The organism is Veillonella criceti (assembly GCF_900460315.1).
GTDB lineage: Bacteria > Bacillota > Negativicutes > Veillonellales > Veillonellaceae > Veillonella_A > Veillonella_A criceti.
This window is the reverse complement of record NZ_UHIO01000001.1, coordinates 139,710-157,554: the sequence shown is the minus strand read 5'-3', so window position 1 is coordinate 157,554 and position 17,845 is coordinate 139,710. Positions and strand designations below refer to the sequence as shown.

Sequence of the window (17,845 nt, the reverse complement as noted above, 5' to 3'; positions counted from 1 at the left end):
ATAAGCCTCCCATGGGAAGCTTTGTAACTAACCTAGCCCCAAAGTCTCAAGGACTCTTAAAAAGAAAGGCCGCTATCTATGGTAGTACATCTATGGCTGTAATGCAAATAGATTTCGACCTTTTTGAAAAATATTAATCAAAATTTTTAATTTATAAACAATCGTCCTTATTTCAAAGACTCTCTGTCTGTTAATTCAGTAACAACACGCTCCATGCGTAAGCCTCGTGACCCTTTAACTAAAATCACATCACCTTTTGCACGTTCGTCCCAATATGCATTGACTATGTCTAAATGGCTATCACAAATCTTTGCTACGCGAATACCTGATGCTTTTGCTTCACGTGCAATATATTTGGCGGCTTCACCAAAAGTATATACTTGATCATACCCTTCATCGACCAACAAACGACCAATTTCACGATGATTAGCTTCTGAATAAGCCCCTAATTCCAACATATCACCTAGCATAGCAATTTTACGTTTCCCATCAAGTTGTCCCAACGCTTTAATGGATTCAGCCATAGAGGCAGGATTAGCATTATATGCATCATTAAGCACTACCATATCGCCAAAAGAAACAATTTCTTGGCGCATAGGAATACCTTTAAAATTCCCTAAGGCTTTTGCAATTTTCTGTGATGGTACTCCTAAAGCACGTCCTACAGCAATAGCTGCTAAGGCATCGTATACATTATGGTCACCAATCATAGGCAAAAATATATCAAATACTTCATCAAAACAACGACAAGTAAATTTTATACCATCCTTTTTATACCGCAATTGAAAACCCGATACAGTGACATTTTCTTTAATGCCATAAAAAATGGTTTTCCCTTCCGTTAAACTCGCCATTGGACGCACTAAATCATCATCTTCATTTAAAATAGCCGTTCCTTCTGGTGGAATATGGCGTATTAATTCGCTTTTAGCTTTGCCAATATTTTCACGCGAACCTAATAATTCAATATGGCTATTCCCTACATTAGTAATCACACCTACTGTCGGTTCAGCAATACGTGCTAATTCATCAATTTGTCCAAGACCACGCATGCCCATTTCTACTACACAAGCTTCATGATTTTCAGTTAATTGTAACAATGTTTTAGGCAAACCGATTTCATTATTAAAATTCTTTTCTGTTTTCAACACATTAAACTTAGCACTCAATACAGCGCCAATCATCTCTTTGGTTGTTGTCTTACCCGATGAGCCTGTTACAGCTACTACAGGAATATCAAAACGACGACGATGATAGTTAGCTAATTGTTGATACGCCAACAAAGGAGACTCTACTTCAATACAAATCAGCCCTGCTTCAGCCCGTCCCTTACTGACTAAAGCACCTAACGCTCCTTTTGACATGGCCTGTGATAAGAAATCATGACCATCAAAGGTATCCCCCGTTAAGGCTACAAATAACGAGCCTTCTTCAATAGTGCGCGTATCGGTCGATACATTTGTAAACACTACTTGTTTCGTAGATTCACCAGCATAGGTACCACCTGTAACAGTTAACACCTCCTGGAGCGTAAATTGTGCCATACTTATCTCTCCTTCAACGCTTCACGCGCTACTTCTCTATCATCAAAATGAATTGTTTTATCTTTTAAAATCTGATAATCTTCATGGCCCTTGCCTGCAATAATCACTACATCACCAGGTGCCGCCTGTTGAATTGCTGCATGAATAGCGGTACGACGATCAACAATCACTTCATAACTTGAATTAGTTCGTAAGCCTTCTTTCACACCTTCAGCGACTTGCGCTACAATTTGATTTGGATCCTCTGTCCGTGGATTATCAGACGTAACAAATATTTTGTCACCATACTGAGCAGCGATGCGGCCCATAATAGGACGTTTAGTCGCATCACGGTCACCGCCACAACCAAATACAACTAAAATTTTATTCTCCACAATTTTTTGAGCTGTTTCTAAAATATTTTCTAATCCATCAGGTGTATGTGCGTAATCCACAACTACAGCAAATGGTTGACCTTCTTCAATGAGTTCAAAACGTCCTGGCACCGCTGTAAAATCACTTAATGCTTTAATAATCGCTTCCATTGAAACGCCTTCAAATAAACAAGCACCAATAGCAGCTAATGTATTATACACATTAAACAATCCAGTAATACGCATATGAATCGGATATGTGTTACCTTTATAAACTACATCATAGGCTGACGTTTTAGAAGTAATTGTTAAATTTTCTCCTTCAAGCGTACCAACACCCTTAGTCCCATAAGTAATTAAAGGGGCTGAATTATTAGCTTCTACACGATGTCCATAAGGGTCATCAATGTTAATAACGGCGCCCTTGTTACTTTTATGTTGATTAGGGGCACTCACTTGTTCAAACAGTTTGCATTTAGCCGCTAAATAATTTTCAAAGGTCTTATGAAAATCTAAATGATCTTGGGTTAAATTAGTAAATACGGCTGTATCATATTCAACACCGGCCACGCGTCCTAAGGCTAATGCATGCGAGGATACTTCCATAATGCAATGAGTAACGCCTTCGGCTACCATGTTAGCCAAAATATGCTGTAAATCTACCACATCTGGGGTCGTATTATGAATGGGATAGGTTTTATCCCCAATCATAACATGCACAGTGCCAATAATGCCTACCTTATGACCTTGGGCGCGCAAAATATGACCAATAATATGGGTCGTTGTCGTTTTACCATTTGTCCCCGTTACACCAATCATACGCATTTTACAACCAGGATAATCATAAAAAAATGGTACGCATTGCTGCATAGCTACACGCGTATCTGCTACTGTTAAAACAGCAATACCAGCAGGTACAGTCACAGGTTGTGATACTAATACTGCTACCGCGCCACCAGCAATTGCCTTTTCTATATAGTCATGGCCATTCACATGCGCACCGGTCAAACAAATAAATAAACTACCTGCTTTTACCTCACGCGAATCTGCTGTTATATGTGAAACAGCCACATCAGCAGGGCCCGTAACAGTTACCCCTTTAATCACCTGTATAATATCTTGTACTGTTTTCACGTTAATACCTCCACTTCAAACAAGGAAAGCAGCTCACCTACGGAGCTGCCTCATACCGTAGTTAATCCATGATGTGTTCTGTTACCTTCACATCGCGTTCTACAGTAGTACCTTTGCTATTGTACACAAAAGCATCGGGCAAAACCATTCCCAATTTATCTTGCGCAATTTGTTGAATTCGAGTCGGCGATTTTAATTCAGCCACTTCTAAATTCAATTCATCATTATCTCTCGAAAGTTGAACCACTTCTCTTTGCATATCTACTAGTTGATAACCCACCCCTGCTTTCACAGATTGAGCACTCACTAAACAAAAAGCAACAGCACAAAGCAAACCAACCAATAGCAAAATTTGCTTCATTTCTGGCGATACATTACTAAATACACCAACTCGCTTCGCTCTACGCCCTTGCGTTGGTATATAGGGTCTCGCTGTTGGTTCTACCACTCTCACACCAACGGTCTTTCTCGCTAACATACAATCAACCCCCACAATCTATCTATACCTTTTGAGCCACGCGCAATTTAGCACTGCGTGACCTCGGATTGGCTTCGACTTCTTCTACACTAGGCTCTATCGCTTTATTCTTAGCCTTGACACTAGCCGTATGATGACACACACACACTGGCAATTCTGGTGGACAAATACAACCTGTACTTAACTCTTTAAATGTCTGTTTCGTAATGCGATCTTCCAATGAATGGAAGGTAATGACACCTATACGTCCACCGGATTTTAATAAATCAACAGCATCTTTAAAACTCTCTTGCAAAATAGCTAACTCCTGATTTACTTCTATACGAATGGCTTGAAACGTCCGCTTAGCCGGATGAGGCCCTTCACGACGAGCTCCTGCCGGAATAGCTTGTTTAATAATAGTCGTTAACTCACTCGTTGTTTTAATAGGATTCTCACTACGAGCGGCTACTATAAATTGTGCAATTCGCTTAGCCCACCGTTCTTCACCATAATCACGAATAATTTGGTGTAATGCCTCTTCACTATACGTATTGACTACGGTAGCTGCCGTTAACTCACCTTGTTGATCCATACGCATATCAAGCGGTCCATCTTGCATATAAGAAAAACCACGTTCTGCCGTATCTAATTGATAACTAGACACACCTAAATCAAAAATAAAACCATCAACAGCCGTTATCCCTCGTTCCGTAAGGGCCCGTTTTAAATAGCGAAAGTTGGTAGGAATTGTCATAACTTGACAGGATAAATCTTGTAATCGTTTCGTTGCCGTAGCTAATGCTACTTCATCTTGATCGAGTCCAATAAGTAAACCATCCTCAGCTAGCTTCTCACCTAATGCGTGTGCATGACCAGCACCACCAAGCGTACAATCCACGTAGACCCCATGAGGGTCAGTGATAACCGCATTGACAGTTTCATCAAGCAACACGCTCACATGATGAAATTCCATAGGGCCTCCCTTCACAATTCTAATATACAGCTTACTGCTGACTACATTAACTACAAAATAATTAATTACTGCTTATACACGCTAAAACATGAACACAAAACTAGAAAATTAAGCCTTCCATATTTTCCGTTAAAGCTTCCATATTCGCATCCATATCGGCTGAATAAGCGTCCCAGTGTTCACGGCTCCAAATTTCTACATGATCACCAGCACCGATAACTACGGCTTCTTTTTTCAAAAATGCATAATTTCGTAAAGTAGCAGGTACTAAAATACGTCCTTGTTTGTCAAATTCTAATTCATTAGCATTCGCAAAAATAGACCGTTTTAACCCACGTACACTGGCTTTACCATTAGATTGGGCCGCTAATTGAGTAGCTTTGGCTTCAAAGACTTCATACGTATAAATAGCGAGACAATTATCGAGGCTCTTGGTCATAATACATGAATCACCTAATTGCTCACGCAATTTTGCAGGGATAATCAAGCGTCCCTTTGTATCAATCGTATGTGAATACTCACCCATGAACATCATTGTCTCACCTCCTTTTACACGTTCCCTATCTTATTTACCACTATATGGTAAATTCTACCACATTCCCCCACTTAATAACAATAAAATATGCGAAATTTAATAAAAAATGCAGAAAAAATTTTTAAATTCATTTTTTCATCCATTTTAAACGTTTTTTTGTTTCTTTTTAAAAACCGTATGTTCGTTATAATCTCCTCTGACAACCTAGTGATCAATAACCACGCCCCACTTAGCCCCCCTTTTACCATTTTTCACCACCCTCATGAAAAACTCAGCCATCCATATGTTATACTAAAGAAAAAGAAACTCTTACAAATTATAGAAAGGATTGTTGTATGACTCGAAAAACCGATAAAACACATATGGGTACCTCCGTACATGGTTCTACTGCAACCCCTACACACAACCATCACAGACACCCACATCATCGACATCATCAAATAGAAAACTGCGGACCTTCCAATTACCAAATTATGAATGAACCTTTTGTTGCCATTCGCCGAAAAATGGATCTTTTATTAGATTTTGGTCAATTACTCATGGAAAACGGCGCGAATACCAATCACTTACAACGTGATATGATTCGCGCCGCCACGTATATGGGGATTCCTCAAGAGTATGTACATATCCACATAGCCTATATGACATTAATGCTAAACATTAATGATGAAAAGCATTCTTATACAGCTTTTCGTAAAACACCGATTCACGGCGTTAATATGACAATTTTATCCACATTGTCAAAACTAACTTGGAAAGCCATTGAACATAATTACACCTTAGATGAATTTGAAGATCATTTAAAAACAATTGCCCAAGCACCCCCAAAATATTCTACCCCTATTTTAGCGGTAGCGGCTGGTCTTGCTTGTGGTGCTTTTACTATTTTATTTGGTGGTTCCCTCTTCTCCGCAATTATAACTTCTATTTGTGCTGTAGTGGGCTTCTTAGTGCGTTATCTTTGTCACCACTTCAAAATTAATTTTTATTTTGGTATCGTAGCCTCAGCCTTTTCAGCTACGTCAGCAGCCTATTTACTAAATATTACCTTAGGATCTTTTGAAATTATTTATGCCATGATTAGTTGTACGCTCTTTTTAATCCCTGGCATTCCTCTGATTAATGCTGTTGACGATATGATTAATAATCATATCGTTTCAGGTATGACACGCGCCATGCATACTTTACTCATCGTAAGTAGTATGTCTGTAGGAATTGCAATGGCTCTATATTTCGACCATGTCTCCACCTTTACCCACTTAAGTATTACACCAGCAGTTGTTTCTCCTATACAAGCTATTGCGGCCACTATCGGTGCAGTTTGTTTCTCTATCATCTTTAATACACCCTATCGATTGTTATGGATTATTGCATTTGGTGGTATTATCAGTGTAATTACACGAAATATATTAATTGTTAACTTTGGTTTTACCTTAGTAGGTGCTAGCTTTGTAGCGGCGGCTATTATTGCTTTATTGGCCTTACGGTTTTACAAATTATTACGTACAGCACCACTAATTTTATCCATTCCATCAGTTATCCCATTAATTCCAGGTGTATTACTATACCGTTTCTTATTTGGCTTATTAACGATTAATTCATTAACCCCTGATAATCTACTCTTTGCTCTACGCAGTGGTATTACAGGTCTTATGACGGTTATTTGTATCGCCATCGGCGTATCCATTCCTCACATCTTCGCTCGCAGTTATTTAGATTGTAAAAAAGCCTTATCTTTAGATAAAGCCTTAAAAGCTCGGCAAAAAGAATTACAAGAATAATTTCAACAAGAAAAATTAGGGGTTATAGGACAAAAATTAGCCTTACAATGCTGAAAATAAAAAAGCCTGATTTTGGAAAGTATTTCCAAAATCAGGCTTTTCAGTGTATTTAGTTTATTATAAATGAGCTTCAATCGCTGCTTTTAATTCATTTTGTGGAATATAACCAATTTTACGATCTACCACTTCACCATTTTTAATAATAGCAAAAGTAGGTAATACTTCTATTTGGTATTCTTTAGCTAACTCAACCACTTCATCTGTATTTACTTTAGCAAAGGCTACCTTATCACCCATTTCTTCAGCTAAAGCTTCAAATACTGGCATCATGCGTACACAATAACCGCACCATGGTGCCCAAAAATCTACAATCGCTACTTCTTTGGAAGTAATCGTTTCTTTAAAATTTGTTGTTGTTAATTCTGCAATATTTGCCATTTAACATATCCTCCTAAAATTCTTTTATTACCAATATCTATCTTAAATTTATGAACTTACATTAATGATTTTCCGGACGTATTTGGACTAAAACACAGTCTTCAATAACATCTAATCCTAGCTCCTTAGCTTTCGCCACCACGGTGGGTTTATCAGCCCCTGGCTGCAACCACACAGTCGGAATGTGTAATGTTTTACATTCATCTAAGGCCTCTAAACCTATTTTCTCAGGTACTACAAAATCTACCACTTCTGGCACTTCTGGTAAGTCACTTAACGAAGGATAACACGTAGCGCCATCAATTTCAGCTACATTCGGATTGACTGGATACACGGTATAACCATGATCACGTAGACAAGCATAAATTTTATAGCCAAACTTTTCTTTACGACTTGTTGCGCCCAGCACAGCCCATACTTTCTTAGTAAGTGCGTCCTTAGGTGTCATAACATCACCTCAACTCTCTGAAATATATTATATCACAATATCGAAATTTGTCAATTTGATTTCTTTCTGTTTTAGAGATATATTCTCAATATTTCCAACTAGTAAATCAGACCAAGTAAGGCTTTCAAAACGCCCCGTTTGTTTTCTTGAAACAAGCCCAGCCGCTAGGGCTAAACGACCTAATATCATGGAGGCACTATAGCCAATGGCTCGTAGGTCTCGCAAAGTAATACTTTGTTGCCTTTTTGATAAACGATGACCTTCTTGATCCACGACCAAGGGGGCATGGCCATAATTAGGAGCGGACTCACCTAAACATTCATATAACCACAACTGAGAGGCCACAGCTGGTAACAAATCATAGCCCCGAACTACATCCGTTATTCCCATCGCTATATCATCCATGACAACAGCTAAATTATAAGCAAACATACCATCAGCACGTTTTACAATAAAATCATCTTCCGCAGGCCATAATTCTTCATGCTGTACGCCTTGCCAACGATCCATGAATTCATAACTACGTTTTGAGACTTTCATACGCCAAGAAGGCTCTTTATATTGACTTAATTCAGCCCTCATAAGAGGACTTAAATTTCGACAATGTCCATCATAGTGAGCAATTCCTTCATGCCCATGAGGAGCCGAAGCAATACTTTGTAAACGAGCACGATTACAATAACAAGGATAAATCAATCCATTCGCTTGCCATTTATTTAATTGCTTTTCATAACTATCATAGCGCTCACTTTGCCAGTAGGTACCAGCAGGTCCTCCCATACGAGGCCCTTCATCCCAAGTAAGACCTAGCCACTCTAAATCATCTAACAAAGCTTCACCTAAAGATCGTTTAGCTCGCTGGGTATCAATATCTTCCATGCGCAATACAAAAGTACCACCTTGTTGCTTTACAACAAGCCAAGCTAGCATGGCAATCCACACATTGCCTAAATGAATATATCCTGTTGGACTGGGTGCAAATCGTCCTTTCATTGTGCCAATTGCTCCCATTTTTCATATAAGACAGCTAATTTCGTATTTACCTCTTCCATATGAGCGGCTGTATCCGCCAAGGCTTCACTATCTGCTTGAAGAACTGGATTTTGCAGTTGTACTTCATACATCTTCAAGGTAGCCTCTAAACGGGCAATTTCCGTTTCCGTTTCTTCTAATTGCTTAGCTTGCATATATGCATTTAACTTCTTAGGTTCACCATTGTCAGAATTGTTTTCTTTTGATGCCTTAGACGCCGCAAACTCCATAGCATCTTGCGTAGTTTCACGCAAATGAATATTATTTAATGCTTCTTGCTCAGCTAATTGTGCTTGTTCTTCTAACTTTTCTTTATAATAAGTATAATTTCCTTGGAACTCCTCAATACCCTCTGGTTGCAATACAAGAGTACGTTTAGCCACTTTATCTAAGAAATATCGATCATGGGATACGACTAATAAAGTGCCAGTAAATCCCATAAGGGCTTCTTCTACTACCTCACGAGTTGGGATATCTAAATGGTTTGTTGGTTCGTCAAGAATTAAAAAATTATCACCTTGCAAGAATAATTTAAGCAAACTCAAGCGGGCCCTTTCACCTCCTGATAAATCACGTACTTGTTTAAATACATCATCACCACGAAACAAAAACATGCCTAACACATTACGAGCCTTTTCTTCACTATAATTGAACTGACTCATCACTTCTTCTACAGCCGTCCACTGCGGATGTAATTCTTCATGTTCCTGCGAAAAATAACCTATCGATACACGACTGCCAATATCAATAAACCCTGCCTCAGGCGTCAATTCACCAGTGATTGCTTTTAATAAAGTAGACTTCCCTGCACCATTAGGACCGATAAGAGCCACCGCTTCGCCACGTCGAATCATAAAAGATACATCGTCTACAATATCTTTAGTTCCATACGATAAAAATAATTCCTCTACCGTCAATACTTTGTCAGCACTAAATTCAGCTTTTGGAAACTTAAACGTTAATTGTTCTGAACTTTCTGGTGCCTCTAAACGTTCTAATCGATTTAATTGAGATTGACGGCCACGCGCCATTTTAGATTTAATACCAGCTCGATATTTATCAATATATTCTTCTGTTTTGCGAATATATTCTTGTTGTTTCTCATAAGCTGACTGTTGAGCCTTACGCTGAGCGGCCCGCTGCTCTACATAACGACTATAATTACCTCGATACGTAGTTGCTTTATGATGCTCTAATTCTACAATTCGTGTCGTTACCCTATCAAGAAAATAACGGTCATGACTAATAATTAAAATGCCACCACCGTAGGCGCTTAAATAATTTTCCAACCATTCTAACATGTCCATGTCTAAATGGTTCGTTGGTTCATCTAAAAATAAAAAATCTGGCCGCCGTACTAGCGCTTTAGCCAAATTAATACGTGTTTTTTGACCACCAGAAAATTCTGACACTGATTTTGTTAAGTCTTCGTCTGAAAAGCCTAGTCCATAAGCAATTCGTCGACTTTGTGCTTCATAATCATAACCACCTAGCCAATCTAAACGGTCTTGAATATGAGCCAAACGTTTAAGCAAGCCTTCATCATGAGGATTATTTTCTAATTGCTTAGATACCTCTAATAATTGTGCTTCCCACTGCTGTACATCAGCAAAGGCTTTTTGAATTTCAATAGCTAGGCTCTCGTCACCTAAATTAATATCCTGTTGTAAATACCCAATCGTAGTAGCACTATCTTTTACAATTTGCCCTTCATCAGCCTCTTCAATGCCTAGCATACATTTCATCAACGTAGATTTACCAGCTCCATTAGGGCCTACTAAACCCACTCGTTCCCCATGTTTTATTTCAAAGGATACATTAGTAAAAACTTGGCGAACACCAAATGATTTACCTAATCCAATTACGCGGATTCGTTCCATCCTTATGCCTCCGTTCATTTACATATAATTTTATTATATCACAGAGACGACGTGATTGGGTCCTCTATTGCTTCCGCTTTTACAAAAATACATAGTTCTACACTATCTTTAGTACGTCGAGCATGTTGAAATAATTTTCCTAATAAAGGAATATCACCTAAAATTGGAATTTTAGAAAATTGCTTGCCCTCCCGATTATCCATTAAGCCACCAATTACCAAGACATCCCCAGATTGTAAATGCACTTTTGTATGAGCCTCACGCGTTGTAATGCGGTAGGCTTTCATTTCAGACACTAAAGCAGGGCTACTCACTTCCGCATGAATCGTTGCTTCAATTCCTTTATCTTCTGTTACATACGGTGTACACGTTAATCGAATCCCCGCTTCTTCATAACGAGTTGTCGTTCTACTTTCAGTGCCATCTTTCACTTCTTCTAAAACGGGAATACGATCACCAATTAAAATTTTAGCTTCTTCACCATTCAAGGCCATAATCGAAGGTCGCGCGATCAACACAGTTTTATCCGTCGTTTCCTGAGCACTTAATTCTGGTTTAAACCAAAATGTATAAGGGGTCCCTGATGGTGCTCTACCAAAACGAATGGCACCATAAGAATTTGTCGTATCCTCACCATGGCCAGTTATACTTTGCCAAGACCATTGAATGCCTGTTTCTTTTAAATACGAACGTTCAAAAGCTACAACCGCTACTTCTAATCGTATTTGTTTTGGCTGTACGTCTAAGGTAGGTAATACATCATGTACTTGTCTAAGCTCCGCAGGCGTACTATATAGCATAACTTGATTTGCACCTTTTACAACTCGTATATTTTTCTCCGGTACAATAGCTTTCAAGGCATCACTCAATGTAAGCGCTGATACATGTTTTGGTGAAATGACGGTAGCTACCCTAGATTCTTTATCGCCCATTCCCTGACCATCTACAATCCATAGTCCCTCTTCTTCATATAAAGTAAAATGTTTCAGCCGTGCTAACCGTTGTAAAGCCGCTACGCCATTAGGTTCATTAAGACGAATAGACACATTGCCAGTGAGAGTCTCAGTGCCAGTAATTGCCAAACCTTCACTACGTGCAATGGATTGTACTAGACTAGCTAAGTTTCCATTATTAACTGTCATAGATAGGGCTGACACTGATTCACCGCATAGATAAAACTGCAAAAAGCATAGGCCTAATAAGCACGCTTTTACTAACTTATAAAAGCTCCATCCCAGCTTTGTTTTTTTCATTACTATTGACGTTACATACTGACTCGATCTATTAACTACCCTACAACCCTGTTTCATTTACACCCCATACCCTTTCCAAATTATTCTACATATAACCAACAACTATTCTGTCCATCATTGACTAGCACAGCCCCCTTTGTAATCGTTTGCACAATAATACCTTGTGGCCCTTCGCCTACACCATAACAACTCTCTCCTTCACTAGACTGTATCATCGCTAAATTACTTGACCCGCTTATAATTCCTGTTAAATGTAACCCTTGTAGCCTATTTGGCGGAGTCGCTTTTGCGCTTACATACTGATTGCCATTATTTCCACTACCCGTTAAATTATACGAGCTACTACGGCGATTAACATTAAAATTTACTCCATTTGTTGGCCTACGCCCTTGACCAAGAGCATTGCTTGAGGCCTTACGGTCCAAGGTATTATCCCCCTTCTCGTCTAAAGAAATAACAGCCATATCTTCACTGCGTAAAGCATGTAAAAAAGGATCATCAAAAGGATAGCCTCGTAAAGCTTGTGTTAATCCTACAATAGGTGTAACATACTCTGCCACTTCAGTGCCTTTAGTTTTACTGCTTTTAGCTTTACTAACATCGCTAGATTTTGATACCTGATTGCCTTTGGCCGTAACAGCTCCACCACGAGTTCCTTTATTAGCACCATAGGCATAAGTGCGTATGTCAGCCGTATTTCCCACCTGAGGTTCTTCTGTATCCTCACTAAGTTCTGACACCCGTTGCCATTGGGATGTCATAATCCCATAAAAACAAACGAGGCAAAATAAAAAGACCGCCCCATACAAGAGGCGACCTTTCTTAATCAATAAATTTCGCAAATCTTGTAGAGACAGTCTATTCATACTATTCACTATCCTTTTTATGCTTTATAACCATTGGGATGACCTTGATGCCATTGCCAAGCATCTTTAATTACTTGCATTACATCACTATGCACCGGTTTCCAACCGAGTATTGTTTGCGCCTTTTCAGAAGAAGCAATCAAAGTTCCAGGGTCGCCAGCGCGCCGTTCCCCAATAGCAACAGAAAAATCAATCCCAGTTACAGCCTTAGTCGTATCTACGATTTCCTTAACACTAAAGCCATTACCTGAGCCTAGATTAAAGTAATTGGACTCACCACCATCACGCAAATATTCCATACTCAATATATGAGCGGAAGCTAAATCATTGACATGAATATAGTCACGAACACAAGTGCCATCAGCCGTGTCATAATCGGTACCAAAAATAGTAATATTAGGTCGTTTGCCTAAAGCGGCTTCTAAAATCAGTGGAATTAAATGTGTTTCTGGTGTATGATCTTCACCAATTTCACCACTATTATCTGCGCCAGCCGCATTAAAGTAACGTAAGGCAACATAACGTAAACCATAAATATTACTGTAATCTTGAAGCATTTGTTCTATCATTAATTTCGTACGACCATATACATTAGTAGGTGCTAATCGAGCATCTTCTTTAATCGGTACCTCTTCAGGTTCACCATAGACAGCAGCGGTAGAAGAAAATACAAAATATTTAACACCCGCTTGCCGAACCGATTCAATAAGACGGAAAGAGCCTACCACATTATTCTCATAATAAATCATAGGATTAACCATAGATTCCCCGACTTGAGAATGAGCTGCAAAGTGCATAACTCCATCAATTTGTTTTTCTTTTAACAAATTAACCAATGCAGGATCTGCAATATCCATATTAATAAATTCGACGCCAGCTGGTAAAGATTCTACATGTCCTCGCGACAAATTATCTAATACCACAGGCGTATGCCCCGCTTTTTGTAACGCTCTCACTGTATGACTACCAATATAGCCGGCTCCGCCAGTGACTAAAATATTCATAACAACGCCTCCTACAACAATATCGATGAGTTCTTGATTACGCCCACTGCATAAATTAGTGAAACTCGATTACTCACCTTGCTGTTCTGCCAATTTTGGTCCCAATAGCTTTTTATACACTTCTACACCCGGTTGATCAAAGGCATCTACACCAGCTAGTTGCCCTTCATAGAAAATAGACCAACACAACATAAACATAAACTCACCTAGATGGTAAGCTGATACTGTTGGCAATTCAAAGGTAATATTAAAACGTTCATCACCCGTTAACGCTTCACTATTAGCCTCTAATGCTGTATTTAAAATAGCCCCTAAGTCCAAACCACTAAATGCTTTGAGTGTTTTATATTCATCATACGTATGTGGCACGATAGCTTTCGTTTCCCAATCCTTTACCTTTACAAAGGTTACAATTTTATTAAGGCGGCCTTCTTGATGCTCTTGCGTTTGTGCATGCATATCAGTTGTTCCCACCGCAACAACAGGTGTACGACCATAACGCCCTTTGCCTTTGCTTTGTTTTTTCCCTAATGATTCAGCTAGTAATTGAACATACCATTCAGCCAATGATTTCAAAGAATCTCCATACGGCATCATAATCTCTATAATTCGTCCATATTTTTCAGAGCCTATATATTTTAAAATAGCATTTAATAAGGCTGGGTTTTTCAGCATATCACCACTTTGACAAGCTTTGTCCATATCGCGGGCCCCTTCTAAAAAGGCACGAATATCAAAGCCAATAACAGCGCCAATAATAAGCCCTACTTCGGTGAATACGGAGAAACGACCACCTACACCGTCAGGTACAGCAAAAATAGGCCACCCTTGTTGCACTGCTAATTTATGAAGCAATGTTTCTTTTTCATCATCTCTAGGATCTGTAACAGCTACAACTTCTACGTTAATACCTGCCGCCAATAAGGCTTCTTGTACAACCATAAAATTAGACATTGGTTCAATGGTTGATCCTGATTTAGAAATCAAAATGAGCATCACAGTAAAATCAGCGCCTTTTTGACTCGCACTCCGTTTTAAGGTAGCAATCAATTCATTAGTACGCAAAGGATCCACATTATTACCACTAAAATACAACTGCGGATACCCATCGCGTTCTGCTACCGTTTTTTGATTCCAAAATTCACCGCAATGAACATCAAATAAAACTTTACCACCTAAATATGATCCACCAATGCCAAAGCTAACTACAGCATCTACAGATTCTTTCGCATGTTGCCCTAGATTAATTAACCGTTGCAATACGGCTTCATTATTTAAATGAGTATCTTCAATATATGGTAATTGAGGAAATAAAACAGCTTCTGGTGCTCCATCTTTCGACAAATGCCCTTCAACAACACCTGTTAAACGAACACGGGTAGCTGCTTTTACAGCATTAGCAATTAAGTCAAAATACGTATGTACATCTGCTTCAGTGACACCCCAAGCAGTAAATAAATTAGTATAATCAAATGTAAAACCTGATGGCAGGATGATTTTTTTCATTCTGACCCCTCCTTTAATTCACTTCTCTTATTGTACCGTGCTCCCAACAGAGACGCAATAGTTAATGAGTAATGAATTATACATTATTTTCATATATCAATCAATTTTGTCGTTCCTGCCTTAGCTAATTCATCAGCCTTTTCATTATATACAACACCTGTATGCGCCGCTACTTTATGGAATACAGTTTTAATTTGACGTCGGCTATTAAACGTAAATTCTGCATACGCTTTCGTTAAGGGATTATTTGCTTTCCAGCGGCCCGTAGCCCACATTTCTATGCCCATATAATCATAATAAATATGCACTTCTTCCATTTGCTTTGCAATGGCAGTCTTTATAACATGCATCGCCCCTAATAATTCTCCTGCTACATTCCAATAGGCTGTATACATCTCTTTATCAGTGCCAAAAGAAAACGTTTCTTCTTGCCCTTCATAAAACATAACACCACCAGCGCCTACAGTATTGCGAACTTTATCGTAACTCCCATCAATATAAGCCAACATGCAGTCCGGTCCCAAGTTAGCCAAAATTGATTCCGCCGTTACTACTGGTGCCGGTGTTGTGGGAACAACCTTTTTGCGACGTGTCGAGCGACGCTGTGAAGCCTTAGCCGTTTCCAAATATTCAGCCATAGACATACCTTTAATCGGAGCTACTTCATCAGCTATAAACTCCTCAGCCTCTTGACGTGAAGTAAACGATTTATAAATAGCACCACCATATCCTTTAACTTGTCTCTCACAAGCAGCCCATGAATCAAAGATCCCCCGTACTCTCCCCTCTTTTACGGCATAATATTTTTTACCCATATAAACTCCTTATAATACGACTTAATACATCCCTGTATAATCGTATAATACTTCTGTTATAATCTATCCCTATACCTTACCACCTTACTATAAAATAAAAATTAAAACGCCCTCTACGCGCTTCATGTTTAAATTATTTCATAGTTAATGGTTCAAAATGTGCGGCTACCACCGCTTGTAAATCCTGAGGATTTACTTTAATTTGCATCCCTCGTAAACCAGCACTTACATAGATTTCATTAAAATTAGCCATTGTAGCATCAAAATAAGTGGGAAATAATTTCTTCATTCCCACTGGTGAACAACCACCTCGTAAATAGCCAGTGAGTCCTAATAAATCTTTGACTGCAATAAGTTCTACTGACTTATTGCCACTCACACGAGCGGCCTGTTTTAAATCTAATTCAGCTGCTACAGGAATACAAAAGACGACCGGTCCTGTAACATTACCACGACCGACTAATGTCTTAAACACTTGTGCTTCTGGTAAATGTAACTCTTCGGCTACATGTACACCAGCACCACGACCTTCTTCCCATTCATAAGCAAGTACTTCATAACTGATTTTTTGCGTATCCAACATACGCATTACATTTGTTTTTTTATGGTCTTTCTTACTCACACGTATCGTTCCTTTTATATTTTACTACAATTATCCCAAAAACTACTATATTTTATTATAAAAATTAATTGATAACCTAATTAATCTTCATTTTAATGGTAATCATTTATTTAAAATTTTGTTAATATTCTTTAATTCAATACGTAACGTCCCATCTGGATTCGTAACAATTTCAATAAATTCACTATTCTGCATATACTCTACAGGAAAACTAATCTCAATCCCTGTATCAGTCTTAATTTTATGCTTCTCCCCTACTTTACTAGCAAACTCACGATTCACCGGTAATGGTCGTAACATATCTTGTTCAGCTAACGCCTTTTTAGCCGCCTCCTTTTGTTGTGGTTGATTAGCAAATACAGCCTCCACAATCGTTTCAGGATTAAGCGTATCTGAAACTTCTGCATTTTTAGAAATCATAGACCGTACTTTTACTAATTCCTCCACGCCATCCCCCTCATGAGCTTTCGCTACCTTATCTACAATGCGCCGTACTTTGGATACAGTATCACGCGAGGAAGGATTTGTGCCAATTTGTAACACCTTATCCCCTAAAATATATACAACCTCACCATCATATTCTCCTTTAGGCTCAAATAAACGAACTGAAAAATCATCTAAATTAATAGCACAAAAAGAGCGTAATTTTTGCGTAGGACTTGGTAGAACAGCACGGTTAGGTATCAATTCAGTAGTCAAAGTGCCATCTTCTTCATTAAACAATTGATGTGTATAAGCATCATGTGCCTGACATAGTAAAAGGCAGAGATAGCGGTGATTCTCGGCCGCTTCACAAATAATCATATCAATAATAACAGGATCTGTTGCCTGCTTCATAAAATTAAATACTCGTTCACCCAAGTCTTTACCTAATGAAACTAAATCGGTTACGCCTTCACTATATTGTTTGATTAATTGGCCTAACTGACTCGTTTCATTTAAATAGCCTGTACGTAACCCTGGATCTTTAATACCTTTAGTTACATGAGCACTTACATAATCTTGTAAGGCTTCCTCCCCCATATTCAATTCATTTTCAGAATATACAGCTAACGATGATGAAAAATCTAATATTTGCAATACAGCTCGATTGATTTGCATAATTACTCCTTAAACGGATAAAAAGTGCCTTGCTTCGCATTAACCTAACGCAGAAACAAGACACTTCAATAAGTTGTTAATATATCTTATGAAACTTAAT

The 17,845-nt window shown here is 38.7% G+C and carries 17 protein-coding genes; 1 reads left to right on the top strand and 16 read right to left on the bottom strand.

What is annotated here, in order from left to right; all coding sequences use genetic code 11:
• Positions 1-167 precede the first annotated feature (167 nt).
• The 5 genes from DYE54_RS00725 to mraZ all read right to left on the bottom strand — a co-directional run bounded on the left by DYE54_RS00725 (position 168) and on the right by mraZ (position 4,996).
• Positions 168-1,544, bottom strand: coding sequence for a UDP-N-acetylmuramoyl-tripeptide--D-alanyl-D-alanine ligase (locus DYE54_RS00725; RefSeq protein ID WP_115309432.1), 1,377 nt, complete (start codon positions 1,542-1,544; stop codon positions 168-170).
• A gap of 2 nt (positions 1,545-1,546) precedes the next feature.
• The gene (locus DYE54_RS00720) at positions 1,547-3,031 is read right to left on the bottom strand and encodes a UDP-N-acetylmuramoyl-L-alanyl-D-glutamate--2,6-diaminopimelate ligase (RefSeq protein ID WP_115309431.1); all 1,485 of its coding nucleotides are present in this window, start codon (positions 3,029-3,031) and stop codon (positions 1,547-1,549) included.
• 61 nt (positions 3,032-3,092) lie between these two features.
• Positions 3,093-3,509, bottom strand: coding sequence for a cell division protein FtsL (gene ftsL, locus DYE54_RS00715; RefSeq protein ID WP_115309430.1), 417 nt, complete (start codon positions 3,507-3,509; stop codon positions 3,093-3,095).
• 22 nt (positions 3,510-3,531) lie between these two features.
• Positions 3,532-4,464 (bottom strand): 16S rRNA (cytosine(1402)-N(4))-methyltransferase RsmH, encoded by a 933-nt coding sequence (rsmH, locus tag DYE54_RS00710; RefSeq protein ID WP_115309429.1) that lies wholly within the window; start codon positions 4,462-4,464, stop codon positions 3,532-3,534.
• 100 nt (positions 4,465-4,564) lie between these two features.
• Entirely contained in the window at positions 4,565-4,996 is a 432-nt protein-coding gene (mraZ, locus tag DYE54_RS00705; protein ID WP_115311056.1) for a division/cell wall cluster transcriptional repressor MraZ, read from the bottom strand.
• Positions 4,997-5,334: 338 nt separating this feature from the next.
• On the opposite strand from mraZ, the gene DYE54_RS00700 reads away from it, so the two are divergent.
• Positions 5,335-6,780 carry a threonine/serine exporter family protein gene (locus DYE54_RS00700; RefSeq protein ID WP_115309428.1) on the top strand — a complete coding sequence of 482 codons (1,446 nt, stop codon included), beginning with the start codon at positions 5,335-5,337 and terminating at the stop codon, positions 6,778-6,780.
• Between the two features lie 117 nt (positions 6,781-6,897).
• Here DYE54_RS00700 and trxA read toward each other — a convergent pair whose 3' ends face one another.
• From trxA to DYE54_RS00645, 11 genes are all read right to left on the bottom strand, one after another.
• Positions 6,898-7,218, bottom strand: a complete 321-nt coding sequence (gene trxA / locus DYE54_RS00695; RefSeq protein ID WP_115309427.1) for a thioredoxin — start codon at positions 7,216-7,218, stop codon at positions 6,898-6,900.
• A 61-nt stretch (positions 7,219-7,279) separates the two neighbouring features.
• Positions 7,280-7,666, bottom strand: a complete 387-nt coding sequence (locus DYE54_RS00690) for a CoA-binding protein (protein WP_115309426.1) — start codon at positions 7,664-7,666, stop codon at positions 7,280-7,282.
• Between the two features lie 27 nt (positions 7,667-7,693).
• Entirely contained in the window at positions 7,694-8,659 is a 966-nt protein-coding gene (gluQRS, locus tag DYE54_RS00685) for a tRNA glutamyl-Q(34) synthetase GluQRS (RefSeq protein ID WP_115309425.1), read from the bottom strand.
• Entirely contained in the window at positions 8,656-10,578 is a 1,923-nt protein-coding gene (locus DYE54_RS00680) for an ABC-F family ATP-binding cassette domain-containing protein (protein WP_115309424.1), read from the bottom strand. The genes gluQRS and DYE54_RS00680 overlap by 4 nt, the downstream gene beginning before the upstream one ends.
• 38 nt (positions 10,579-10,616) lie before the next feature.
• Positions 10,617-11,735: a type II secretion system protein GspD gene (locus DYE54_RS00675; protein WP_172460536.1), complete on the bottom strand. Its 1,119-nt coding sequence runs from the start codon at positions 11,733-11,735 to the stop codon at positions 10,617-10,619.
• 176 nt (positions 11,736-11,911) lie between these two features.
• Complete coding sequence (locus DYE54_RS00670) at positions 11,912-12,697, bottom strand: hypothetical protein (protein WP_115309422.1); 786 nt, start codon at positions 12,695-12,697, stop codon at positions 11,912-11,914.
• Positions 12,698-12,714: 17 nt separating this feature from the next.
• Complete coding sequence (galE, locus tag DYE54_RS00665; protein WP_115309421.1) at positions 12,715-13,701, bottom strand: UDP-glucose 4-epimerase GalE; 987 nt, start codon at positions 13,699-13,701, stop codon at positions 12,715-12,717.
• 69 nt (positions 13,702-13,770) lie between these two features.
• The gene (locus tag DYE54_RS00660) at positions 13,771-15,207 is read right to left on the bottom strand and encodes a glucose-6-phosphate isomerase (RefSeq protein WP_115309420.1); all 1,437 of its coding nucleotides are present in this window, start codon (positions 15,205-15,207) and stop codon (positions 13,771-13,773) included.
• Between the two features lie 89 nt (positions 15,208-15,296).
• A complete protein-coding gene (locus DYE54_RS00655; protein WP_115309419.1) occupies positions 15,297-16,022 on the bottom strand; it encodes a ribonuclease H1 domain-containing protein in 726 nt (241 codons plus the stop codon).
• Between the two features lie 133 nt (positions 16,023-16,155).
• Positions 16,156-16,644 carry a Cys-tRNA(Pro) deacylase gene (gene ybaK, locus DYE54_RS00650; RefSeq protein WP_115309418.1) on the bottom strand — a complete coding sequence of 163 codons (489 nt, stop codon included), beginning with the start codon at positions 16,642-16,644 and terminating at the stop codon, positions 16,156-16,158.
• Positions 16,645-16,746: 102 nt separating this feature from the next.
• Positions 16,747-17,745 carry a nucleoid-associated protein gene (locus DYE54_RS00645; protein ID WP_115309417.1) on the bottom strand — a complete coding sequence of 333 codons (999 nt, stop codon included), beginning with the start codon at positions 17,743-17,745 and terminating at the stop codon, positions 16,747-16,749.
• Positions 17,746-17,845: the final 100 nt, after the last annotated feature.

Coding starts and splice junctions, on each gene's coding strand:
- DYE54_RS00725 (WP_115309432.1), bottom strand. CDS start 1,544: ATGGCACAATTTACGCTCCAGGAGGTGTTAACTGTTACAGGTGGTACC.
- ftsL (WP_115309430.1), bottom strand. CDS start 3,509: ATGTTAGCGAGAAAGACCGTTGGTGTGAGAGTGGTAGAACCAACAGCG.
- rsmH (WP_115309429.1), bottom strand. CDS start 4,464: ATGGAATTTCATCATGTGAGCGTGTTGCTTGATGAAACTGTCAATGCG.
- mraZ (WP_115311056.1), bottom strand. CDS start 4,996: ATGTTCATGGGTGAGTATTCACATACGATTGATACAAAGGGACGCTTG.
- DYE54_RS00700 (WP_115309428.1), top strand. CDS start 5,335: ATGACTCGAAAAACCGATAAAACACATATGGGTACCTCCGTACATGGT.
- trxA (WP_115309427.1), bottom strand. CDS start 7,218: ATGGCAAATATTGCAGAATTAACAACAACAAATTTTAAAGAAACGATT.
- DYE54_RS00690 (WP_115309426.1), bottom strand. CDS start 7,666: ATGACACCTAAGGACGCACTTACTAAGAAAGTATGGGCTGTGCTGGGC.
- gluQRS (WP_115309425.1), bottom strand. CDS start 8,659: ATGAAAGGACGATTTGCACCCAGTCCAACAGGATATATTCATTTAGGC.
- DYE54_RS00680 (WP_115309424.1), bottom strand. CDS start 10,578: ATGGAACGAATCCGCGTAATTGGATTAGGTAAATCATTTGGTGTTCGC.
- DYE54_RS00670 (WP_115309422.1), bottom strand. CDS start 12,697: ATGAATAGACTGTCTCTACAAGATTTGCGAAATTTATTGATTAAGAAA.
- galE (WP_115309421.1), bottom strand. CDS start 13,701: ATGAATATTTTAGTCACTGGCGGAGCCGGCTATATTGGTAGTCATACA.
- DYE54_RS00660 (WP_115309420.1), bottom strand. CDS start 15,207: ATGAAAAAAATCATCCTGCCATCAGGTTTTACATTTGATTATACTAAT.
- DYE54_RS00655 (WP_115309419.1), bottom strand. CDS start 16,022: ATGGGTAAAAAATATTATGCCGTAAAAGAGGGGAGAGTACGGGGGATC.
- DYE54_RS00645 (WP_115309417.1), bottom strand. CDS start 17,745: ATGCAAATCAATCGAGCTGTATTGCAAATATTAGATTTTTCATCATCG.